Annotated in this window: 20 protein-coding genes; 9 read left to right on the top strand and 11 right to left on the bottom strand. The window is 60.5% G+C overall.

Going from position 1 to position 22,660, the window contains the following annotated elements:
• Window positions 1-294: 294 nt before the first annotated feature.
• The 4 genes from HMPREF2712_RS05215 to HMPREF2712_RS05200 are packed head-to-tail and all read left to right on the top strand — an operon-like array spanning window position 295 to window position 3,544.
• Entirely contained in the window at window positions 295-1,059 is a 765-nt protein-coding gene (locus HMPREF2712_RS05215; protein ID WP_049337287.1) for an amino acid ABC transporter ATP-binding protein, read from the top strand.
• Window positions 1,060-1,074: 15 nt separating this feature from the next.
• Complete coding sequence (locus HMPREF2712_RS05210) at window positions 1,075-1,905, top strand: glutamate ABC transporter substrate-binding protein (protein WP_049354212.1); 831 nt, start codon at window positions 1,075-1,077, stop codon at window positions 1,903-1,905.
• A gap of 20 nt (window positions 1,906-1,925) precedes the next feature.
• Window positions 1,926-2,609: an amino acid ABC transporter permease gene (locus HMPREF2712_RS05205; RefSeq protein WP_049327621.1), complete on the top strand. Its 684-nt coding sequence runs from the start codon at window positions 1,926-1,928 to the stop codon at window positions 2,607-2,609.
• Window positions 2,606-3,544 (top strand): amino acid ABC transporter permease, encoded by a 939-nt coding sequence (locus tag HMPREF2712_RS05200; RefSeq protein ID WP_070819440.1) that lies wholly within the window; start codon window positions 2,606-2,608, stop codon window positions 3,542-3,544. Before HMPREF2712_RS05205 ends, HMPREF2712_RS05200 begins: the two co-directional genes overlap by 4 nt.
• 119 nt (window positions 3,545-3,663) lie before the next feature.
• Here the strand turns inward: HMPREF2712_RS05200 and dapC are convergent, their stop codons facing one another.
• The 5 genes from dapC to HMPREF2712_RS05175 form a co-directional block, all read right to left on the bottom strand.
• Window positions 3,664-4,803 carry a succinyldiaminopimelate transaminase gene (gene dapC, locus HMPREF2712_RS05195; RefSeq protein ID WP_070819439.1) on the bottom strand — a complete coding sequence of 380 codons (1,140 nt, stop codon included), beginning with the start codon at window positions 4,801-4,803 and terminating at the stop codon, window positions 3,664-3,666.
• Window positions 4,804-4,996: 193 nt separating this feature from the next.
• On the bottom strand, window positions 4,997-5,317 hold the full coding sequence (fdxA, locus tag HMPREF2712_RS05190) for a ferredoxin (RefSeq protein ID WP_005505213.1): 321 nt from the start codon (window positions 5,315-5,317) through the stop codon (window positions 4,997-4,999).
• A gap of 498 nt (window positions 5,318-5,815) precedes the next feature.
• Complete coding sequence (locus HMPREF2712_RS05185) at window positions 5,816-7,165, bottom strand: PIG-L family deacetylase (RefSeq protein WP_070819438.1); 1,350 nt, start codon at window positions 7,163-7,165, stop codon at window positions 5,816-5,818.
• 372 nt (window positions 7,166-7,537) lie between these two features.
• A complete protein-coding gene (gene typA / locus HMPREF2712_RS05180; RefSeq protein WP_070819437.1) occupies window positions 7,538-9,451 on the bottom strand; it encodes a translational GTPase TypA in 1,914 nt (637 codons plus the stop codon).
• Between the two features lie 209 nt (window positions 9,452-9,660).
• Window positions 9,661-10,593: an NAD(+) diphosphatase gene (locus HMPREF2712_RS05175; protein WP_070819436.1), complete on the bottom strand. Its 933-nt coding sequence runs from the start codon at window positions 10,591-10,593 to the stop codon at window positions 9,661-9,663.
• A 129-nt stretch (window positions 10,594-10,722) separates the two neighbouring features.
• Here HMPREF2712_RS05175 and pgi point away from each other — a divergent pair, with 129 nt between their 5' ends.
• Entirely contained in the window at window positions 10,723-12,399 is a 1,677-nt protein-coding gene (gene pgi / locus HMPREF2712_RS05170; RefSeq protein ID WP_070819435.1) for a glucose-6-phosphate isomerase, read from the top strand.
• Window positions 12,400-12,527: 128 nt separating this feature from the next.
• On the opposite strand, the gene HMPREF2712_RS05165 is transcribed toward pgi, so the two are convergent.
• The 3 genes from HMPREF2712_RS05165 to HMPREF2712_RS05155 form a co-directional block, all read right to left on the bottom strand.
• Window positions 12,528-13,232 (bottom strand): pyroglutamyl-peptidase I, encoded by a 705-nt coding sequence (locus tag HMPREF2712_RS05165; RefSeq protein WP_070819434.1) that lies wholly within the window; start codon window positions 13,230-13,232, stop codon window positions 12,528-12,530.
• Between the two features lie 42 nt (window positions 13,233-13,274).
• The gene (locus HMPREF2712_RS05160) at window positions 13,275-13,847 is read right to left on the bottom strand and encodes an LOG family protein (RefSeq protein ID WP_070819433.1); all 573 of its coding nucleotides are present in this window, start codon (window positions 13,845-13,847) and stop codon (window positions 13,275-13,277) included.
• Window positions 13,848-13,997: 150 nt separating this feature from the next.
• Window positions 13,998-14,546, bottom strand: coding sequence for an NUDIX hydrolase (locus HMPREF2712_RS05155; protein ID WP_210401009.1), 549 nt, complete (start codon window positions 14,544-14,546; stop codon window positions 13,998-14,000).
• Window positions 14,547-14,797: 251 nt separating this feature from the next.
• Between HMPREF2712_RS05155 and HMPREF2712_RS05150 the strand changes: the two genes are divergently transcribed.
• Window positions 14,798-16,468 carry a hypothetical protein gene (locus tag HMPREF2712_RS05150; protein WP_070819432.1) on the top strand — a complete coding sequence of 557 codons (1,671 nt, stop codon included), beginning with the start codon at window positions 14,798-14,800 and terminating at the stop codon, window positions 16,466-16,468.
• 138 nt (window positions 16,469-16,606) lie between these two features.
• Here HMPREF2712_RS05150 and HMPREF2712_RS05145 read toward each other — a convergent pair whose 3' ends face one another.
• Together HMPREF2712_RS05145 and HMPREF2712_RS05140 are read right to left on the bottom strand one after the other, a co-directional pair.
• The gene (locus tag HMPREF2712_RS05145; RefSeq protein ID WP_049354198.1) at window positions 16,607-18,100 is read right to left on the bottom strand and encodes an amino acid permease; all 1,494 of its coding nucleotides are present in this window, start codon (window positions 18,098-18,100) and stop codon (window positions 16,607-16,609) included.
• 328 nt (window positions 18,101-18,428) lie between these two features.
• Window positions 18,429-18,941, bottom strand: a complete 513-nt coding sequence (locus tag HMPREF2712_RS05140) for an OsmC family protein (RefSeq protein WP_210399530.1) — start codon at window positions 18,939-18,941, stop codon at window positions 18,429-18,431.
• A gap of 208 nt (window positions 18,942-19,149) precedes the next feature.
• Between HMPREF2712_RS05140 and HMPREF2712_RS05135 the strand changes: the two genes are divergently transcribed.
• The 3 genes from HMPREF2712_RS05135 (at window position 19,150) to HMPREF2712_RS05125 (ending at window position 21,811) form a co-directional block, all read left to right on the top strand.
• Window positions 19,150-19,977, top strand: coding sequence for an AzlC family ABC transporter permease (locus tag HMPREF2712_RS05135; protein WP_070819431.1), 828 nt, complete (start codon window positions 19,150-19,152; stop codon window positions 19,975-19,977).
• A gap of 534 nt (window positions 19,978-20,511) precedes the next feature.
• Entirely contained in the window at window positions 20,512-20,847 is a 336-nt protein-coding gene (locus tag HMPREF2712_RS05130) for a branched-chain amino acid transporter permease (protein WP_005505182.1), read from the top strand.
• A 10-nt stretch (window positions 20,848-20,857) separates the two neighbouring features.
• Window positions 20,858-21,811 carry an AzlC family ABC transporter permease gene (locus HMPREF2712_RS05125; RefSeq protein ID WP_070819430.1) on the top strand — a complete coding sequence of 318 codons (954 nt, stop codon included), beginning with the start codon at window positions 20,858-20,860 and terminating at the stop codon, window positions 21,809-21,811.
• A gap of 250 nt (window positions 21,812-22,061) precedes the next feature.
• Here the strand turns inward: HMPREF2712_RS05125 and tpx are convergent, their stop codons facing one another.
• Window positions 22,062-22,562, bottom strand: a complete 501-nt coding sequence (gene tpx, locus HMPREF2712_RS05120; RefSeq protein WP_049327611.1) for a thiol peroxidase — start codon at window positions 22,560-22,562, stop codon at window positions 22,062-22,064.
• Window positions 22,563-22,660 lie beyond the last annotated feature (98 nt).

The following is a 22,660-nucleotide window of genomic DNA, read 5'->3' as shown; positions in this document are numbered from 1 at the left end:
TTCGAAATTTTTACCAAGTCGTGACTACCTCCCCAAAGGCGTTTGACACCTCGTGAGTGCGTAGAGAAAGGGAAGAATATATTCCCTAGTCAGAGCCTTTTGTGAAGATGGGGTGTTTTTTACCCATATTTTTACGTCAAAAATACTATAACTATGCATTCATGCTTAAAAATTCACATTGCTTACCCAGTAAAGTGAATATTTTGCAGACAGGAAACCGTCTGAGGCGTAAGCTGAAAACTCAGCATACAGACAACCCGCATCATAGACGCACCTCACGTGAAAGGGTTCAAAATGTCCGCACAGGCAGCTCCCGAAGCGCAGAAAAACCTCATCGAAATCGCCAACGTCAACAAGTACTACGGCACCAACCACGTTCTGAAGAACATCAATCTTTCCGTGGGAAAAGGTGAGGTCGTCGTCCTCCTCGGCCCCTCCGGTTCCGGCAAATCCACCCTCTGCCGAACCATCAACCGCCTCGAAACTATCACCAGCGGATCCATCACCATTGACGGACAAGAACTACCCGAAGAAGGCCGCGCACTCGCCAAGCTCCGCGCCGAAGTCGGCATGGTTTTCCAGTCCTACAACCTCTTCGCGCACAAGAACATCCTCGATAACGTAACCCTTGGGCCCCGCCGAATCCGCAAAATGTCCAAGTCAGAGGCAGAAGCAGAAGCCATGAACCTGCTCGCGAAGGTCGGTGTGGATTCCCAGGTGCACAAGATGCCCGCAGAGCTTTCCGGCGGTCAGCAGCAGCGCGTCGCCATCGCCCGTGCACTCGCCATGAAGCCCAAGGTCATGCTCTTCGACGAACCCACCAGCGCGCTCGACCCCGAAATGGTCAACGAGGTGCTCGACACCATGGTCTCCCTCGCGAGGGAAGGCATGACCATGATCGTGGTGACCCACGAGATGGGTTTTGCCCGCAAGGCGGCAGACCGCATCGTCTTCCTTGCCGACGGCGAGATCATCGAAGAGGCGCACCCGGACGAGTTCTTCACCAACCCGAAGAGCGAGCGCGCCAAGGACTTCCTCTCCAAGATCATCAACCACTAAAGCAGAGGGACCGACATGCAAAAATATTCACGTAGGCTCGCGGCACTCGCCGCAGCAGTATCCCTCGCTCTGACCGGCGTCCTCGCCGGATGCTCCAGCGCAGACAGCGACCACAAGATCCGCATCGGCATCAAAGTAGACCAGCCCGGCCTCGGTTACCAGGACGGCAACACCTACACCGGTTTCGACGTGGAGGTGGCACGCTACGTCGCCGGCAAGCTCGGCTACTCCGAAGAGCAGATTGAGTTCGTCGAATCCCCCGCCGCTAACCGCGAAAACATGCTCAACACCGGTCAGGTAGACATGATTTTTGCGACCTACTCCATCTCTGAAAGCCGCAAGAAGACCGTGGACTTCGCCGGCCCCTACTACACGGCTGGTCAGGACCTGCTCGTGCGTGCCGACAACACCGATATCAAGGGACCGGACGACCTCAACGGCAAGAACCTCTGCTCCGTCACCGGCTCCACCAGCGCCCAGAAGGTGCAGGACAAGTTCGCCAAGAACGTGAACCTGGTCAAGCAGAACAGCTACTCCGACTGCGTGGTCGCCCTCAACGGCGGCGTGGTGGACGCCGTCACCACCGACGACATTACCCTCGCCGGTCTGGCAGCCACCAAAGCGAACAAGGGCAAGCTGAAAGTGGTCGGCTCCCCCTTCACGACCGAACGCTACGGCGTGGGTCTGCCCAAGGGCACCGACAAGTGCGAAGCCGTGAACAACGCCATCAACGAGATGGTTGCCGACGGTACCTGGGAGAAGCTCATCACCAAGTACACCGAAGGCACCGGCTACCACTACAACACCGAAACCAACCCGCCGCACCTGGGCACCTCCTGCGCCTAGGCCTCTAGAGAGGTTCACGAATGTCATTCTTTGACCAACTCGGCACCCTCCTGTCCAAGTACGATGTGGTTGGCGCCTTCATGACCAATATTCAGCTGACCTTCTGGGCGGCTCTTGGCTCGTTCGTTCTCGGTACTGTGCTGGCGCTCATGCGCATCAGTCCCGTCCCGTCCCTGCGCTGGGTGGGCACCGCCTATGTGCATACTGTCCGTAATACTCCGCTCACCATCATGATGACTTTCGCCATTTTGGGTGTGTGGACGCAGTTCCAGCTCTCCTTCTCGCACGATTTCGACACGAACTTCTTCGTGTACGCGGTCATTGCCCTGTCGATTTACCATTCGGCGTTTATCTGCGAGGCAATCCGTTCGGGTGTGAACACCGTGCCGAAGGGTCAGGCTGAGGCGGCACGCGCTATCGGTCTGGGTTTCTTCGACACCGCCCGCCTGGTGATTTTCCCTCAGGCTCTACGCGGTGCCATTACCCCGCTCGGCAATACTCTGATCGCGTTGACGAAGAACAGCACTGTCGCCTCGGTCGCGTCAGTGGCGGAGGCCTCCGGGCTGATGAAATCCATGATTGAGTTCGACGCGAACATGGTGCTCGCTATCTTCATCATGTTTGCGATGGGCTTTGTCATCATTGTTGTTCCCATTGGTGCGTTGACCACCTGGTCATCCCGTAAGCTGGCGGTGAAGCGATGAAAAACCCTTTTATCAGTAATGACACCCGCGCCGCTTCTTCGGTGCTTTTCGACGAGCCGGGTCCTATCGCGCAGCGTCGTATCCGCATCTTCAACATTGTTGCTGTAGTCCTTTTTGCACTATTTGCGGTGTATGTGCTGACCGTGATGGGTCAGAAGGGGCAGCTGGAGGCAGAAAAGTGGACTGACCTGTTCACCGCCCGCGCCTGGAGCTCCTACTACCTGCCGGGCCTCGCCTCGACCCTGTCGGCGGCAGCGGTTTCGGTGGTTACCTCGGTTGCGTTCGGTGTGGTCTTCGGTATTGCTCGACTCTCCCAGCACCGCGTTATCCGCTGGTTCGGCACCGTGGTGGTGGAGTTCTTCCGCGCCGTGCCGGTGCTGATCATGATGATCTTCTTCTGGCTGTTCTTGGGCAAGTACAGCGGCCTTCCGCCGGCTCAGCTGCCCTTCATCGCCGTGGTGGTTGGTCTGACCCTGTACAACGGCTCGGTGATTGCTGAGCTACTGCGTTCGGGCGTGAAGCAACTTCCTCGCGGTCAGGGCGAGGCGGGTCTTGCGATTGGTCTGACCCCGACCCAGACGCTGATTCGGATCCTGCTTCCGCAGGCGTTCACCGCGATGATGCCCTCGATGCTCAGCCAGTTCGTTGTGATTCTGAAGGACACCGCCCTCGGTTACATCATCTCCTACCCCGAGCTGCTCGCTTCGGCGCGCCGCATCGGTTCCGGTGACGGCAACGTGCTGCAGACCCTGATTCTGGCGGCGGCACTCTTCGTGACGGTGAACTTCGTGCTGACGGCTGTAGCAACCGGCATTACGGACAGGCTGGCGTCGCGCACCTCCGCAAAGGTGACCCGAAACCTGATTCCGGACGCTCTGGATAACCCGAACCCGCCGACCGTTCAGATGTTCGTTCTGCCCGGCGACCGCAAGTAACCCTTCTCGTTCGGGCTCCTCAGCCAACGACAATCAGCGGATACGGCAAAGCCCCCGCACTCCCCTTTCGGGAGGGTGCGGGGGCTTTCTGCTATGCGGGCTAGTTAGACCCGTCGGGGCTACTTAGCGGCAGATGCCTTCAGACGCTCAGCAGCCTTCGCCACCGCCTCATCAGAAGCGGTCAGAGCGATACGCACGTAGCCTTCGCCGTCCTCGCCGTAGAACACGCCGGGGCCAGCAATAATACCCAGCTCCGCCAGGCGACCAATCGAATCCCAAGTGGACTCACCGAAAGTGGTCCACAGGTACAGGCCAGCCTCAGAATTCTCGATGCGGCCACCGGCGGCGGTAATCGCCTCCTCCAGCACCTCACGGCGGGCACGGTACAGGTCCTTCTGCGCCGCCACGTGTGCCTCATCAGCCAGCGCCACCATCATGGCAGCCTGCACGGGGGCGGGCACAATCATGCCGGCGTGCTTGCGGCTATTAATCAGGTTCGGCATCAGCTCGGGGGCGCCGGCAATGAACGCGGCACGGTAACCGGCAAGGTTCGACTGCTTCGACAGCGAGTACACGGCAAACAGGCCGGTAAAATCACCATCGCACACGCGCGGATCCAGGATGGACGGCACCGGCTGACCGCCGCGCGCCTCATCCCAGGCACCCCAACCGAGCTCCGCGTAGCATTCATCAGATGCCACCACGGCACCGATTTCACGCGCCTGCGCCACAATCTCACGCAACTGCTCCACGGTACGCACCACACCGTTCGGGTTCGCCGGGGAGTTCACCCAAATCAGCTTCACACGGCTACGCGTGTCAGCGTCCAGCTCGTCCAGGCTATCGGCGGGCACAGACTCGGCGCGGGCAAAGCGGGCACCCATATCGTAGGTGGGGTACGCAACGCGCGGGTACACGACCACATCGCCCGGGCCCAGACCCAGCAAGAACGGCAGCCACGCCACGAGTTCCTTCGAACCGACCGTGGGCATGATTGCCTCCGGGCTCAGACCGGTCACACCGCGGCGGCGCGCAAACCACTCGGCAATAGCCTCACGCAGGGCAGGGGTGCCGTGGGTGGTCGGGTAGCCGGGTGCATCGGAGGCAGCAGCCAGCGCCTCACGAATGTTCTGCGGGGTCGGGTCGACCGGGGTGCCGATGGACAGGTCCACCGAACCGTCCGGGTGGGCGGCCGCGGTTGCGCGGTAGGGGGCGAGCGCCTCCCAGGGGTATTCGGGCAGGTTCAGGCCGTAAGTCATTGTGTCACCTGGTTGCTTGGGAATAGTTTTCGTCATTTTAGTCTAGCGTCCGTGCGCTGGCGTGCCTACAGCAAGAGCCTCCATTCCAGCGCCTAGACGGTGCGTGGGCACCGGGTGCTGTTATGGAGGCTCTTGGCACCCATTAGCGGGTGCGGTCAGTCTATGCGGTTGTCGCTATTATTCGCCGCAGGGATTACTCGCCACGAGGGGGCAGCGCCGCGATGAAGGGCACGTCCTTGCCGGTGGGGCCGAGCTTTGCTGCGCCGCCGGGGGAACCCAGGTCGTCGAAGAAGTCTGCGTTGGCGCTGACGTATTCGCTCCACTCTTCGGGGACGTCGTCTTCGTAGTAGATTGCTTCTACGGGGCAGACGGGCTCGCAGGCGCCGCAGTCCACGCACTCATCCGGGTGGATGTACAGGGTGCGTTCGCCTTCGTAGATGCAGTCGACGGGGCATTCTTCAACGCATGCGCGGTCTTTGACATCCACGCAGGGAAGCGCGATTACGTAGGTCATTGGTGTGCCTTTCTAGAAGCTGTTCGCCCCGTGCCCGCCGTTCTGCGGGTCGTCTGCTGCAGGGCAAAATCTACAGAGTAAACCGCCGAGTAGGTGGTACCCGGCGGGGAAGTCTGTGTATAGTCTATCGCGCGCCGAGTGTTTAACAGTATTTTCGTGGTGTATCAGACAGCGGGTCATTGGGTTTGTGGGGGTATTTTTTAGGCTAGGCTGACCTGGTATTTATTTGCATTACGACTAGTCGGCTGGCTTTCAAAAATAGATTAAGCCAAAAATGAAATCTTCGTCACATGAATTTTTTGATGAGGTCGCGACTATTTCCACCCCGCTAAATTCACCGAATAACGCATAAATTTTCTTCCCTATTTTCCGCTATCCGGACCTCTGTCCGGCGGGTGCAGAAGACAGCAACTGTGCCGCGCCCAAAACAGCAGGAGGGGCGCCCCGGCAGACAGGAACGCCCCTCCCCCACGTTATGACTTAGCGATAACCATCAGGCTACTTCTTAGCGCGAGCGCGCTGATGAGCCGCACGCGGCGAGAAATACTGTGCGTCCTTCACACGAGCGCGCGTGTACACGAGCATGCCCAGCATCGCCGCGACCGGGGCGCCGAACCACCACAGGGCGCCGTAGAAGCCAATCGCCGAATGGCTCGGGTTCACCAGCACGAACGGCGAATCGGGGCGACCATAACCGAGCACGTACACGGTCACGAACACGGCAACAGCCACAACCGCCGCTGCGTAGCCGCGACGCAGCGACAGGGCACACCACAGGGCGGTAAAGAACACCGTCAGGTACGCCACCAGCAGACCCAGCGGTAGGGCGGTATCGCCCACGTACACGACCCAGGCATGGTAAATCGAGCCGGCAATACCGGCAAAAATGCCCAGAATCGAGCCGGTCAGAACGCCCGCCACCAGACCAGCCTCCTGCGGCTTCGGGTGCACGGTCGCCGTCGGGTCACCGTCGAGCACACGGAAAGTCTCCACGGCAGAAATCTTCTGCGGCACCTTATTCGAATACTCAAAAGTCTTCTCGTCCACCACCGTGATCTGGGTGCGGTGCGCCTCCATCGCCTTGCGCTTGGCGGTGCCGTCACCGTAGATTGCCGCCTGCACGCGCTGATCAGCCGTATCGAACTCGCCCTCAATACCCCAGGTGAGAATCGGGCGGTCCTCGTCATCTTCAAGAATCTGCAGGGCGCGGTGCACAATCTCGTACACGCGCACGTGGTCGGGGTGGCCGTAACCGCCGTCCGAATCGTAGGTGACAAGAACATCCGGGTCGAGGGCGCGGATAGCGGCAACCAGAGCCTGAGCCTGCGGTTCCAGAGGCTGCGCGGTCAACGAATCAGCCGCCGCCACCGGGTTGGCGACGGGCTTACCCTCCGGACCCCACGCCATGCCGGAGTCACGGTACAGCGGCAACGTGCCCTCCGCAACGGCGGGTTCCTGCCCCAGGAAGAACTGCTTCTTCACGCCCAGCGCTTTGATAGCGCCGGCAAGCTCACCGGTGCGGTACTCACCCAGCGCCTCACCGTTATCACGGCAGCCGGGCTTACCGACCTCCAGGTGGTGCAGTTCCTCGGGGATGACCTCGCCCAGCTCACCGCGGGTAGCGGTCAGCAGGTACACCTCCGCGCCCTTCTGCGCGTAGTACGCCATAGTTGCGCCGGTTGAGGAGGTCTCATCATCCGGGTGCGCGTGCACGAACAGGATGCGCGCATTCTTCGCATCGTAATTATTCGGAAGCAGGTCACGGCGGGAACCGGGAGTGATGCGCTCACCCTGCGTGGGGTAGCTGGGGGTCGCAGAATCAGGCTGAGTGTTCTCGGTTTCAGACACAGGCTTTCCCTCTCATACGCAGGGTTGGGTTTCTTGGACGGTCAAAGCGCGCCAGCAATTTGCATCGTTGATCAGCAGACGTTGAGTAACGGACGGGTGCCGCCACCGTGCAGGCGCATTATTTTATCTTACACACTCGCATGTACAGCGCGGGGTGTTCAGGCTTTTCGGAAGCAGTTTTAGGCAGAAAGCAAAAGCGTTCCGCTCTCCTTGTTCTTCTCTCCGCCCTACCCCTTCGGTACTTCCCGAACGTGCCTGAGGGTTAAACAGAACCGCCGCTACCTCCTCTTCAGAAGGCAGCGGCGGTTCTTACGCAACGACAGCACCCGCTACAGCAGGTGAGTCGCTAACGCGCTATTAGTTCGCGCAGTATTAGTCGTTGGCACGGGCGCGGCGGCGGAACTCGCGGACACGCTCGTTGGAGTCCAGGATGACCTTACGGATACGAATCGCCTCGGGGGTCACCTCAACGCACTCGTCCTCGCGAGCGAACTCGAGGGACTCCTCCAGGGTCAGCTTCTTCGGCGGGGTCAGGTTTTCGAAGTTGTCCGCGGTCGAAGAACGCATGTTGGTCAGCTTCTTTTCCTTGGTGATGTTAACTTCCATGTCGTCTGCACGGGAGTTCATACCAACGATCATGCCCTCGTACACCTCAGAGGTGGGCTCCACGAAGAAGGTGCCACGCTCCTGCAGGTTAATCATCGCGTAGGGGGTCACCACACCGGCACGGTCAGCAATCAACGAACCGTTGGTGCGGTACTCAATCTCGCCAGCCCACGGCTCGTGCTCAATCGAGTAGGAGGAAGAAATACCGGCACCGCGGGTCTCAGTCAGGAACTGGGTACGGAAACCAATCAGACCACGTGCGGGAACAGCGAACTCCATACGGACCCAACCGGTACCGTGGTTCGCCATGTTCTCCATGCGGCCCTTACGTGCAGCCATCAGCTGGGTGACAGCGCCCAGGTACTCCTCGGGCACGTCAATGATCATGTGCTCCATGGGCTCGTAGACCTTGCCGTTGATGGTCTTGGTAACCACCTGGGGCTTACCCACGGTCAGCTCGAAGCCTTCGCGGCGCATCTGCTCGACGAGGATAGCCAGGGCGAGCTCGCCACGACCCTGAACTTCCCACGCATCCGGACGCTGGGTGGGCAGAACCTTGATGGACACGTTACCAATGAGCTCGCGGTCCAGGCGGTCCTTCACCTGACGTGCGGTGACCTTTGCGCCCTTGACGCGACCAGCCAGCGGGGAGGTGTTAATACCGATGGTCATGGAGATCGCGGGATCGTCCACCTTGATCAGCGGCAGGGGCTTGGGGTTCTCAGCGTCGGTGAGGGTTTCACCAATGGTGATGTCCTCGATACCAGCCACTGCGACGATTTCGCCGGGGCCAGCGGACTCTGCGGGTACACGCTCGAGAGCCTTGGTAGCCAGCAGCTCGGAGATGCGGACGTTCTTGATTTCACCGTCGTGACGTGCCCATGCAACGGTCTGGCCCTTCTTCAGGGTGCCGTTGAAGATACGGACCAGTGCCAGACGACCCAGGAACGGGGAGGAGTCCAGGTTGGTCACGTGTGCCTGCAGAACCTCGTTGGGGTCGTAGGTGGGGGCGGGCACGTGCTCGATGATGGTCTTGAACAGCGGCTCAAGGTCGTCGTTGTCGGGCAGCTGGCCGTCTGCGGGCTGGTTCAGGGATGCAGCGCCAGCCTTACCGGATGCGTACACCACCGGAACGTTCAGCACAGCGTCCAGGTCCAGGTCCGGAACCTCGTCCGCCAGGTCGGATGCCAGGCCGAGCAGCAGGTCCATGGACTCGCCAACGACCTCGTCGATACGGGAGTCGGGGCGGTCAACCTTGTTCACCACGAGGATCACGGGCAGCTTAGCAGCCAGTGCCTTACGCAGCACGAAGCGGGTCTGGGGCAGCGGACCTTCGGATGCGTCCACGAGCAGCACAACGCCGTCAACCATGGACAGGCCGCGCTCCACCTCGCCACCGAAGTCGGCGTGGCCGGGGGTGTCAATAACGTTAATGGTGATGGTCTCACCGTTGGCGGAAGGGCCGTTGTAGAACACGGTGGTGTTCTTCGCCAGAATGGTGATGCCCTTTTCCTTTTCGAGGTCGCCGGAGTCCATGACTCGGTCTTCAACATCTGCGTGGGCAGAGAAGGCGTGGGTCTGCTGCAGCATCGCGTCGACGATGGTGGTCTTGCCGTGGTCAACGTGTGCCACGATGGCCACATTGCGAAGGTCGGGGCGCGAAGCGGTGTTTTCAGACATGCGTTAAGTTTCTCGCTTAAATCTAGGGGATAGTCTTGCCAGCGGGTGCGCTCTAGAAGGCGCGGGGGTCACGGGGCAGTACCTTCAGATAGGTATCTGGGGGTGTTTGCCGGTTTGAGTGTATGCCAGTGGACCCGCTCTGCAATGAGAACGTTTCCGGGCACGCCAAAACGGACCCCCCTCCGTTGGGCTTAGCTACCAGTGTATCACTAGGGCTTTTCTGCGAGCCACTCATCAATCATGCGGCGGGCAACGGCGTTCGTGCCGGGCAACTCCAGCTTGGCGGGGTCATCCTCGTCGCTGTTGCCGCGCTCCTCCGAAATAGCAATCGCCTCACGCAACTCAGCGGCGGTGAACCAGCGGGCGGCACGAATCTCACCATCGTGGTGAATGATAGTTTCGTTTTCATCCACGCGCACCCGGTAGCAGATCATGAGCGAGCGCGGGAAAGGCCACACATCACTCATGCGGTACTCGGTGCTCAGGGCGTGCAGGCCGGTTTCTTCGTAAACTTCGCGGGCGATTGCCTCTTCGAGGTTTTCGCCGGGGTCAACGAAACCGGCGATGAGGGCGAAGCGGTTGGGGTGCCACTGGCGGTTATTCGCCAGCAGCACGCGCTCGCCGTCGCGGCTGGTCACCAGAGCCATCACAGCGGGCTCAATGCGGGGGAACACCATCTCGCCGGAGGCGGTGCGGCGGATGCCCTTGGAGCCGAGGGGTGCCTCCTCGCCGCTGTAGGCGGAGTAGCGCATGTCGATGAGGTAGTCGCGGCGTGCCAGGGCGGTGGCGTAGTGGGCGCGGCCTTCCGGGTCATCGTGGACCGGGTAGTAGCGGAAACCACTGGTGGAGGCGCGCACCCGAGGGTTGTTGAGGTCGGCGGCGACCTGCGCGAGGGTTTCGTTCTCGCAGTAGAGCACGTGCACCTGTGCCCCGCTGTTCTTCTCCGTGTCGGCACCGTAGGCGGCGGGGCGGATGACGCTGCGCGCAAGGACCGCCTCTTCGGTCAGCGGCTCGACAGCATCCTTACCGGTCAGGTAGTGCAGGGTTCCGTCATCGTTGAGGAGGGTTTCCCCTTCACGGGAGATGAGCAGGTAGCGCGGTGTGTGAGTGTCAGCGGGCGTGTGTTCAGGTGAAGAAGTCATAGGTTTTACTCTACATCTTGATGTTGCAAGGCCCACAACAGCGTGCCAGGTTTCGATTTTTTCGCCGTATCGTCCCATATCACTCTCGAAAGAGGTGACATAGACACCCGAAAATAAGAGAATGGAAACATGACTACTTCTATTGACCCTACGACCACCTCCGCGTGGTCTGCTCTGTCCGCTCACCACAAGTCCCTCACTCCGAACCTGCGCGAATGGTTTGCCGCTGACCCGGAACGCGCGCAGAAGCTCAGCTTCACCGCCGACGAACTGCACGTCGACCTGTCCAAGAACCTGATTACCCCCGAGACCGTCGAGCTGCTGGTCAAGCTCGCTGAAGAGGTCAAGCTGGAGCAGGCTCGCGAGGCGATGTTCTCCGGCGAGCACATTAACGTCACCGAGGACCGCGCAGTACTGCACACCGCGCTGCGCCGCCCCGAGGGTTACACCCCCGCACTGACCGTTGACGGCCAGGACGTAGACGCAGACGTTCACGCCGTGCTGAAGAAGATCTACGCATTCGCTGAGCGCGTGCGCAACGGCGAGTGGACCGGTATCACCGGCAAGCGCATCGAGACCGTTGTGAACATCGGTATCGGTGGCTCCGACCTGGGCCCGGTCATGGTGTACGAGGCTCTCAAGCCCTACGCTGATGCAGGCATCACCGCACGCTTCATCTCCAACATTGACCCGACCGACGTGGCTGAGAAGGTCTCCGGCCTGGACCCCGAGACTACTCTATTCATCGTCGCTTCCAAGACTTTCGGCACCCTCGAAACCCTCACCAACGCACGCGTGGCACGCGAGTGGCTGCTGTCCGCACTGGCTGAGGCTGGCGCTCTGGAAGGTAAGGAAGCATCCGAGGCTGTGGCTAAGCACTTCGTGGCTGTCTCCACCGCACTGGATAAGGTCGCAGCATTCGGCATCGACCCCGAGAACGCTTTCGGCTTCTGGGACTGGGTTGGCGGCCGCTACTCTGTAGACTCCGCGATCGGTACCTCCCTGGCTATCGTTTTCGGCCCGAAGGTTTTCGCTGACTTCCTCGCAGGCTTCCACGCAATGGATGAGCACTTCCGCACCGCTCCCCTGGCTCAGAACGTACCCGTTCTGATGGGTCTGCTGAACATTTGGAACGTGAACTTCCTGGGTGCTGAGACCCACGCGGTTCTGCCCTACGACCAGTACCTGCACCGCTTCCCCGCATACCTGCAGCAGCTGACCATGGAGTCCAACGGCAAGTCCGTTCGCGCGGACGGCTCCTTCGTCAACTACGCAACCGGTGAAGTGTTCTGGGGCGAGCCCGGTACCAACGGCCAGCACGCTTTCTACCAGCTGATCCACCAGGGTACCCGCCTGATTCCCGCGGACTTCCTGGCATTCGCTAACCCGGTACACCCGACCAAGGACGGCGAGCAGGACGTTCACGAGCTGTTCCTGGCTAACTTCTTCGCACAGTCTCAGGCTCTCGCCTTCGGCAAGACCGAGGAAGAGGTTCGCGCAGAGGGCACCGCAGAGCACGTGGTCAACGCACGTATCTTCAGCGGTAACCGCCCCTCCACCTCCATCATGGCGCCGCGCCTGACCCCGCGCGTTCTGGGCTCCCTGATTGCCCTGTACGAGCACATCACCTTCGTTCAGGGTGTTGTTTGGGGTATTGACTCCTTCGACCAGTGGGGTGTTGAGCTCGGTAAGAAGCTGGCACTGGACCTGGTTCCCGCTATTGAGGGTGACCGCGAGGTTCTGGCTCGTCAGGATTCTTCGACTGCTTCGCTGATTGACTACTACTTGAAGAACCGCACCAAGTAGTAGCTCAAACATAGCCCCGAGGGTTTTATGGCCTGCGGGTATAGGATGCACAAACCGCCGGATAGGCTCCCAGCTAGGGAGGCTATCCGGCGGTTTTGTTATATGGGTTCTAGCTACGCCCAGTGTTGCTAGTTCACTGCGGGCAGGGTGTCGGAGGCGACCTCCGCAATAATGCGCACCACGGTGGATTCGGGCAGCTGCGGGATGCCCTGCTCGTCACGCACCACACCACCGGCGTCCCGGTGGGCGGTCATGCCGGTGTCTTCGGTGGTCTTTTCGCCGTCGGCGCAGGTTGCGGGCACGTGCACGAATCCGGCGGGGATGCTCAGACCCAGTTCACGGCTGATGCGCTGACCCTCGTAGAACACGTGGTTGCACACGTAGGTTCCGGCGGTGTACGAAATCTCGACAGGCTCCCCCGCCGCACGCAGGCGCTCAAAGCTGGCGCGCACCGGCAGGGAGGAGAAATACGCCTCCTGACCGCCCGGGGCGATCGGCTCATCGCAGCGCTGGTCGCCGTCGTTATCTTCAATACCGGCGGAGTCCAGGTTGATAGCGACCTGTTCGAGGCTGACCACGTCGCGGCCAACCGCCACGCCCAGGCTGATGAGCGCATCGGGCTGCACATCCTGCAGTGCGGTGCGCAGAGCGGTGCTGGATCCGTCGTAGCTGACGGGCAGCTCCCGAGTGATGACATTCAGGTCCGGGCGCATCCGGGCCAGCAGACGCTGAGCACCTTCGGCGAGCGCTACGGTAGGGTTCACCGGCACGCCGGGGAACGGACCGAAGAAGGTCAGCAGCAGGGTGCGTGCCTGCGTAGGGGCGGTGGTCATAGTCAATCTAGCTTTCTGCGTTGGTTTTATGCAGTGTTGGCTTTATTCAGCGGCGCGGCGCTCCAGGTCCTTGGCAAGCGCCTCCAGCAGCTCTTCGGGGGTGGTGACGATGATGAGCTCGTCCAGGTAACGTTCGTTGAGCAGACCGGTGGACGCCATGTAGTGCATCGCGTCGATGAGCTTATCCCAGTAGCCATTGACGTTCAGCAGCGCGACCGGCTTGGAGTGAATATCGAGGAACTGCCAGCTGAAAACTTCAAAGAACTCTTCGAGGGTGCCGGGGCCGCCGGGCATGGCGACGAACGCGTCAGCCTTCTCAATCATGGCGATTTTGCGCTGGTGCATGGTGTCCACAATGTCGAGGGTGGTCTGGCCGGGGTACACGCCCTCCAGGCCGACCAGCTTGTGGGTGACCACGCCGTAGACCACTCCGCCGGCGTCCAGGGTTGCGCCCGCGACGGTGCCCATGAGGCCGGTGCGGCCGCCGCCGTAGACCACGCCAATATTGTTCTGGGCGCAGAGGGTGCCGAGCTCCTGGGCGCGGGTGGTGAAGAGCGGGTCGTTGCCGGAGCGTGCCCCGCAGTAGACGGCGAGGTTGTAGTCAGTCTTCTTCATGGTTCTCCTTGGGGTGTATGGGGGTTTCCGGGGTGGAGCGCCTCTATGCGTTCTACCCGCGATAAATGTTGCTGTGTTGAGGGTACCGGATGCACCTGTGTACCTCATGTGTGCCGCCAGCCGGTTCAGGAGTGGCGTCAGGGGCGGTGGTTACGGTAGCGGGGTGCGTGCCAGTAGCGGGAAAATCTGCTCGGTATTCAGCGGTGCCTGTGCAACAGAATCGGAGGGGCTACCCATGTCGGGGTTGACCCAGCGCAGCTCAGCGATTTCTGCCTGCGGCACCAGAGAAGCCAATAGCTCGTGCTGCTCGTCGGTGGGTGCGTATTCGTAGGTTTCGGCGCGTACCGTAAAGCCTGCCTCGTTCAGTGCCGCCGCTTCCAGGAGTCCGCGGTGGTGCATCCGAGCGGGGTCGGGGGTGAGCCCGATTTCTTCGTTCACTTCGCGGCAGGCGGTTTGTAGCGGGGTCTCCCCCGGTTCGGGTTTGCCGCCGGGCATCATGAACCCGTCACTGCCCTGCTTGCGCACGGTGAGTACGAGCCCGTCCCGGTTGCGGATTGCTACAGCGCACACGTTCACGACGCGGTGCGTGCTGTCGATGGCGCTGTGCTCAGTAGCGCTGTGCTCAGTAGCGTTGGGTTCGGCGGGTGGGGCGGGCTGGACTGCTTCTACTCGGTTCTGCGGGTTCTTCTGCGTGGGCATCTTTCTACCCTAGCATTTCCGTGTCCTCCAGCCGGCGCTGTGCGTGTTTGTCTTATTCATCCGCCCTATTGTGCGCCCTGTAGGCGTTGGTTTTACGTAATATTTCGGCGAGTTATCTTATGTCCGGTTCATGCGTTTAGGTGCGTGTTACGGTGTAGTTAACCGCGATGTCGCGGTACCGTATACGCACTCGGCTTGGCGCGATACAGGAAGAGTGCGATTCGCTCAATCACTCATGTAGAAGGAACTTCATGATGGCTAACTCTTCTCATGCCCGCCGCTACGGTAGCGCCGGTGCTTCTGTTCTTCTTGCCGCGTCGTTGAGCCTGTGCGCTCTGCCTTCTGTTGCGGCAGCGAATACCCCGAATCCGGATAACCCACCGGTTATTACGGTCTACAACTACAAGGTTGAGACCAATACTCGTGAGCTGAAGACCGCCCTGCGTCTGAACAAGATTACGTTCAAGGCGTCGAAACTACCCGCGAAAACTACCGCTTTCGCCCCGGCATTGCACGAGGCAAACCATAGGGGTTTCCCGTTTCTGAACCCGATTCAGACGGTGCGCGTTGAGGGCCCGTTCAAGGATGGCACGGCGACTGCGACCCATTACGTTCCCGGTAGCCTGATTGACCCGGCGAAGAACTACAGCTTTGTCGCTAATATCATCGTTGATGGTTACGGGGGCGGTCAGATTCTGCGCATGGACGTTGTGAAGGATAGCGCCGCACCGGTTCTGCACGTGGATTCGCCGCGTCTGAACACCAAGGGTGAGACCGTGTTGAAGGTGCGCGGTACCGGCTACACGGGTGAGGCGACCCCGCACGGTGTGCGCGTGGTGGTGTCTGATACGAATGTGTGGGTTCCCGGTCGTTTTCCCCAGCAGGGTATGCGTTTCGCGGCTGAGGTGACCGTACCTGCTTCGCAGATTCACAACGGTGCTTTTGAGACGGAGGTGAAGGTCCCGGCGAATGTTGCGGCGACGCTGAATACCTCTCACAAGTACATTGCGGGCACTATGGCGGCTGGCGTTCAGGGTGCTGAGTACGGCTCGTTTGATGCTCAGAAGCCTCTTGAGCTTTTCGCGCAGGAGCCCGTGGTTTCTGCGGTTCCGACCTATGCTCCGACGGTGGCTCCCCTGCCCGAGGCAACCATCGGCGTGAACCCGACGGACGCGCCCACCGTGGCGCCCCTGCCGGAAGCCACCGTTGGCGTGAACCCGACCGACGCACCGACCGTGGCACCCCTGCCTGAGGCAACCATCGGCGTGAACCCGACCGATGCGCCGACCGTGGCACCCCTGCCCGAGGCAACCGTGGGTGTAAACCCGACCGATGCGCCCACCGTAGCCCCCCTGCCCGAAGCAACCGTGGGTGTAAACCCCACTGATGCACCGACCGTGGCACCCCTGCCCGAGGCAACCGTGGGCGTGAACCCCACTGACGCACCGACCGTGGCACCCCTGCCGGAAGCAACCATCGGTGTAAACCCGACCGACGCACCCACCGTCCCCGCACTGCCGGAAGCCACCGTTGGCGTGAATCCCACTGACGCACCGACGGTTCCCGCTCTGCCGGAAGCCACCGTTGGCGTGAACCCCACCGACGCACCGACCGTTCCTGCACTGCCGGAAGCACCGGTTGCCGATAAGACCCCCAACGCTGACAAGCTGGAGGACGCAACCGTGGCGCATCCCAAGAATAAGCCTGCTCAGAGCAAGCCCTCTCAGGAGGCTCCGGTGACCGCCACCCGCTCGGCAAAGGATTCCCTGGCACAGGACAGCCTCGCTAAGGAGAGCAGCCCCAAGAAGGCTACTCTGGCGAACACCGGCACATCCAGCGTTGGTGTGATTGTTGGCATTGGCGTTGTCGCGATTTGTGCGGGTCTGGGTTTGAGCGTTCTGCGCTCGCGCCGCCACTCCTAAGAGCTGCAGGGCATACAACCTAACTCTCCCGTGCGGAATAAACTGCGGATAGCAAAGAGCCGCCGGCTCCCCTCAGTCAGGGGAACCGGCGGCTCTTCACGTATCAGCTCATTCAATCAGCTGGCGCAAGTGTTCGTGTTACTTCGAAGCCTTAACCTCGATGCCGCTCACGTCAATCTGCTCCAGCGGAATCAGGCGGTCACGAGTGACCACGCGGTGCACCAGCCAGACCGCAATAATCACGGGCAGACCAATGTAGGAGCTGAGCACACCAGCCCAGTCACCGCTCAGGAACGCCTCGTAGTTCTGGCCACCAATAACGACCAGGCACATGAGGAAGGCGATAATTGGGCCCGCGGGGAAGAACGGCGCCACGTAGGGCAGGTCCTTCAGGCTGTTGCCCTGCTTCAGGTATGCGCGGCGGAAACGGTAGTGCGCTACGGCAATACCCACCCAGGTGATGAAGCCAGCCAGACCGGACACGTTCACCAGCCACAGGTACGCGCCATCCGGCGAGAGCAGTGCGGCGATGAAGCCGACCGCGCCGATAGCTGCGGTTGCCAGCAGTGCGTTCATGGGCACGCCGCCGGAGTTGATGTGGGTGAACATCTTCGGTGCCTTACCCTCCTGGGCGAGCGCGAAGAGCATACGAGCCGAAACGTACAGGCCCGAGTTACCTGCGGAGAGCACTGCGGAGAGGATCACGGCGTTCATGATGGCTGCCGCGAAGGCGATGCCCGCACGCTCGAAGATGAGGGTGAACGGGGAGATGTTGATGTTGCCGTCTGCTGCGGTGAGCAGGTTCGGGTCGGAGTAAGGAATCAGGAAGCCGATGACGACCATCGCACCGATGTAGAAGAGCATGATGCGCCAGAACACGCTGGTCAGTGCGCGGGGCACGTCGCGGCGGGGGTTCTCAGATTCACCGGCAGCCACACCGATCATTTCGGTGCCCTGGAAGGAGAAGCCTGCCACCATGAAGATGGCGAGTACGGCGGGTGCGCCGCCGACGAAGGGTGCCTCACCGACGGTCCAGTTGGAGACGCCCGGGGAGCTACCGCCCAGGATGCCGAAGATCATGGCGATACCCGCGATGAGGAAGACGACCACGGTAACGACCTTGATGGTGGCGAGCCAGAATTCGCTTTCACCGTAGGAGCGTGCCGAGAGGGCGTTGATGCCGGTCAGCAACACGAGGAATCCTGCCGCCCACACCCAGGATGGGATGTCCGGGAACCAGTACCTCATCACCTCGCCGACAGCGACGAGTTCGGCGGCGACGGTAATCGCCCAGTTGAACCAGTAGTTCCAACCCATGGCGAAGCCGAAGGACGGGGACACGTAGCGTGCCGCGTAGGTCTGGAATGCGCCGGGGACGGGCAGGTGCGCAGCCATCTCGCCGAGGGACTGCATGAGGAAGAGCACCATGATGCCGATGAGGGCGTAGGCGAGGATTGCGCCGCCGGGGCCTGCGGTGGAGATGGTCTTACCGGAGGCGACGAAGAGGCCGGTGCCGATTGCGCCGCCGATTGCGATCATCTGCATGTGGCGGGCGGAGAGGCCTCGCTTCAGTTCACCCTCTGCGGGGGTGGCTTCCGATGCAGCGCCGGAAGTCTCTGTAGGCTGTGCCATGTCAGGTCTTCTTTCTGAGGCTATTGCTTCGTGCGTTTGCTAGCGGTCTAGTCTGGTGTCCAGTCTAGTCCTGCTGCGGGTGGTGCCGCCGAAGGTTTGTGCCTGGGTCAAGAAATTCTTCAATCATAAGGAATTCTTACGTACCGTAAGTTTTCCTAATCTGAGGGTCAATCCTACTCGCTTTTAAGGCTCTTTTCCACTCAAAACCACAAAAACACAGAAAAATCCTCCCGCACCGCTCATGTATAAGCGGTACGGGAGGGTTCAAATCCTGTTTACTGGCTTCCTCTGGCTTATCTACTTCGCCAGGCTTTTAGCTCACGCGGCTTTAGTCAGCCAGGTTGTGGAACGAAACGTTCGTGGGGTGCTCCACGGTACGAGAAACGGTGCAGTCCTTCTGCTCGCTGAGCTGAATCAGACGGTCCACCATCTTCTGTGCCTTGGCGCCCTGCTCATCGGCGGGGAAACGCACATCAAAGTCCACCTCAACGTCGTCGAGGCGCACCGCGCCGTCTTCGGTCTGCTTCAGCGCCGAGGCGAGCACCTCGAACACCTCGGGGGTGGAGCGGCGGGAGGTGCCCGCGTCCACGTCCACGGAGGAGCAGCCGGCAATCGCGGCGAGCAGCAGCTCGACGGGGGTCAGCAGGCCCTCGCCCACACCGAAGTCGAGGGTTGCGCCGTTGGCACCGTAGGCACGGTAGCGCAGGCGGTCGATGCGCTCGATCTTGGTCTGGCGGTAGTTGTCGAGTTCGCGGCGTTCCTGCTGGCGCGAGTACACCTTCTTCTGCTCTTCAGCAGTCTGCACGGTGTTGTTCTGCTCAGCGTTGTTCTGTTCAGCCATTGAGGTTCCTTTCGGGTTGCCCTTTCGGGTGGTTCTTTGTTTAGTGCCATTCACTATAAGCGTGTTTCTCATTATTTTATTCCCGGACTCTTTTTCTCGTCGGTCAACCGCTTGCTCCTATACACTGGAAAACCGCGGCGGAGCTTCGAAGTCCCTCACGCACACAGTAGATTTTTTGAAGAGCACAACAGGCACAAGGAACTCTTTTATGGCACAGACCCCCGGCACTGGGCGTCCCGGCACTGGGCGTACGAGCACGCAGAATGATTTCCGCTTGGCTGTTGCGGATTCTTCCGTGGTGATGCTCGGTATCGCTGTGCTGGGTTTGGGTTTGGGTATTATCCTCAACGCGCACGGCCTGCCGATCTGGACTGCGCCACTGCTATCTGCCCTAGTTTTTGCCGGTTCGGTGGAGTTCCTCATGGTGGGCATGGTCAGTGGTGGCGCACCCCTAGCGTCGATTGCGTTGACGGTGTTCCTGGTGAATGCGCGCCACCTGGTGTACGGTCTTTCCTACCCATTGCACAATGTGAAGGGTTTCTGGGCTAAGGCTCTGGCGATTCACACTCTTTGCGACGAAGCGTTCGCGGTTAACTCCGGTCCCGACCGTCATGAGCGTTCGGGGGCGCGCATTCTGTGGGTGAACGTGCTGATTTACGTGTCGTGGGTTCTAAGCGTAGTCCTCGGGTATGTGCTGGGCGCGAGTTTCCTCAGCAGTCTGAAGGGCGTGGACTTCGTGATGGTGGCTATCTTCACGGTTCTTGCGATGGACGGCTACCGCGCCAACCCGGATCGTGTGACGGCGCTCTTTGTTGCGGCTTCGGCGGCGGTTGCGCTGATTTTTGCGCCGTCCTCGTTCTTGGTGGTGGCGTTGGGTTCGTATGTGGTGCTGCTACTGGCGCGTTTCCCGGTGGCGAGGCGCCGCGGTACTCTGCCGCATCGTGCTGTGCATGAGGTAGCGGCTGAGGCTGAAAGCGCCGCGGAGAGCTCCGGCACCGCCGCTACCGCTGATGCTCCCGCTTCCACACAGCGATAAGAACGTTACATACGTGTTCGAAACCGGTTAGGATAGATGAGTGGAGCTTCGCTCTCCCCTCTTTCTATTTCTAGGATTACTAAAATGCCTCCCGCGCGAACCTGCACGGAGGCTCCCAGAGGTGAAGGTACCCCATGACTCAGATGAAAGACACCGCTAAGGAAACTAGCGACGCAGAACGCTGTGCCGCCCCGGAGTAACACCGCACCGGGAGCGGCATCACCCGAGGTCACACACGAGAACTACTGCCGCGCGCAACTACCCGCGCAGAACTACTGCCGAGCGCAACTATCCACACAGGAAACTCGTGCAGGAGGAACGACCCTCCGCCTCTTCGTTTCGCGGCTTTCATCAACTCACGTACCTACCGCACTACTTAGCCCCCAGCCCCTTCTTCGGTTGGGCTCTCCCCTACCCTTTTTTCGCGGATGCTTTCACGGCTTCACCCGCGCGCCTCTTTCAGGGCCCTTCCGCTCTTTTCAGGGCACTCTTTCGGGGTCTTTTGCTGAGTATGTGCAGAAAGAGAAAATCTTCATGAACAGTGAAGTGACCACCGGCTATATTCTTGCCGCAATTCTTGTGGCCGCAGGTATTACGTTCCTGCTTCGTTTGCTCCCCTTCGGTTTGAAGAAGGCTCTGGCTGGCTCCGAACTTTTGGACGCGCTCAGCCACTGGATTCCGCTCGGCGCGGTCGCGTTGCTTGCCATCTATGCGGTGGCAAAGATTAATTATTCTTCCGTTGAAACGGCGGCACCGTACCTGGCGGGTCTGGTGGTGACCGTTGGTGCGCACCTGTGGCGTAAGAATATGGTGCTGAGCATGGTGGCGGGTACCGTCACCTGCGTTGTGCTGGCTAACTGGGTTTTCTAGGGGGGTCACGATGAGCATCTCTAAGAATTCTGCTTCTTCCCCCGCCGTTTCTTCTCAGCCCGAGCCTCAGCAGGCGAGCCAACCCGCGCCCCATCAGGCTTCTCCCGAGCAGGTGGAACAGGTCATTGCTTCTGCCCTTCCGCTAACCGGCATGATTCCCGTGGTGGAGACCCCCGCCTCCCCCGATGCGCAGGACTCTCAGCAGCCGCGCGAGAGCGGCTTCGCCGAGGCGATGCGCGTTGCCGGCGTGATTATGCTGGGCCTGTTCTTTGTTGGCATTGGTCTGGGCGTGCTGGTGCACAGTTACGGCCTGCCGTTCTGGGTGGCGCCTCTGCTACCTGCCGTTGTTTTTGCGGGCTCGGTAGAGTTCGTGCTGATCGACATGATCTCGAATCATGCGTCGCTGTTCTCTATTGCGGTGATGACTCTGCTCATTAATTCGCGCCACCTCATGTACGGCCTGTCGTACCCGATTGAGCGGGTGCGTGGTGGTTTGGCGAAGTTCTACACCGTGTACACGCTCATCGATGAGGCATACGCGCTGAACACCGGACCGGACCGCCATAAGCTCCGTGGTTCCCGCATCCTGTGGATTCATGCGGGTCTGCACCTGAGCGTCCTAGCGAGCGCTACGCTCGGCTACGTGCTGGGTGCAAGCTTCTTGAGCGAGCTCAAGGGCGTGGATTTTGTGATGACGGCACTCTTTGCGGTGCTCGCCATCGATGCTTATCAGAGTTCAAAAGACCATACCACTGCGGCTATTGCAGGTGTGTCTGCGGCGGTTGGTTTGCTGGTGGCGCCGCAGTCAATGCTACTGATTTCGATGGTGGTGTACATTCTGCTGCTGGTGTCGCGTTTTGTGGTGGCTAAGCGCCGCGGCACCCTGCCGGAGCATATGCTGGTCGCGGATGAGGAGCCCGCCGAAGCCGACGCTCCCGGCAATCCCGGAGCCTCTGCACACTAAATCTGAATCGCGCACTAAGTCTGAAGATAGTAAAGCGCCCCGCCCACCCGAAATACCGGGTGGGCGGGGCGTTATGCTGTCGCCAGCCGCATGTGTGGGTGAACCCCAGATCATGCACTGTAGACGTTCAGTATCTGCTGTGCTGTGTACCGCCAGGTGTCCCTGACGGAAGTACTATGCGGGTGCCGGGCTTGCGTCCGGCTCCCGTACTAAGCTTACTTGATAGCTACTAGTTGATAGCTATTAGGGCTTACTTGATAGCTGCCAGGGCTGCTTCGTAGTTGGGCTCGTTGGTGGTTTCGGGAACCAGCTCGGTGTAGACAACCTCACCGTCGGGGTTCACGACGACCACGGAGCGTGCCAGCAGACCAGCCAGGGGGCCGTCCACGAGCTTCACGCCGAAGTCCTCACCGAAGGAGGAGCGGAAAGCGGAGGAGGTCACAACGTTCTCAATGCCCTCGGCTGCGCAGAAGCGGCCGATTGCGAAGGGCAGGTCGTTGGAGACGCACAGCACGACGGTGTTCTCCAGGCCTGCAGCCTGCTTGTTGAAGGTGCGGACGCTGTTTGCGCAGACACCGGTGTCGACGGAGGGGAAGATGTTCAGCACCAGGTTCTTACCTGCGAAATCTGCGGAGGAAATCTCGGAGAGATCAGCCGCGAGAACCGAGAATTCGGGCAGCTTTGCGCCGACTGCGGGCAGGTCGCCGTTGGTGTGGATTACGAGTTCGTTCTGTAGAGTTACTTCAGCCATGCTTTCATTGTCCCTTGGATGCGGCGGGTGTGCAAGGGGACACAGGCTCTAGCGGGTGGAGTTTCCGCATAGCTGATTTTCTGCTGTGCCGCTTCGCC

Source organism: Rothia sp. HMSC064F07 (assembly GCF_001837265.1).
In the GTDB taxonomy this organism is placed as follows: Bacteria; Actinomycetota; Actinomycetes; order Actinomycetales; family Micrococcaceae; genus Rothia; species Rothia mucilaginosa.
The sequence above is the reverse complement of the archived record's forward strand: the minus strand, read 5'-3'. Positions and strand labels throughout refer to the sequence as shown.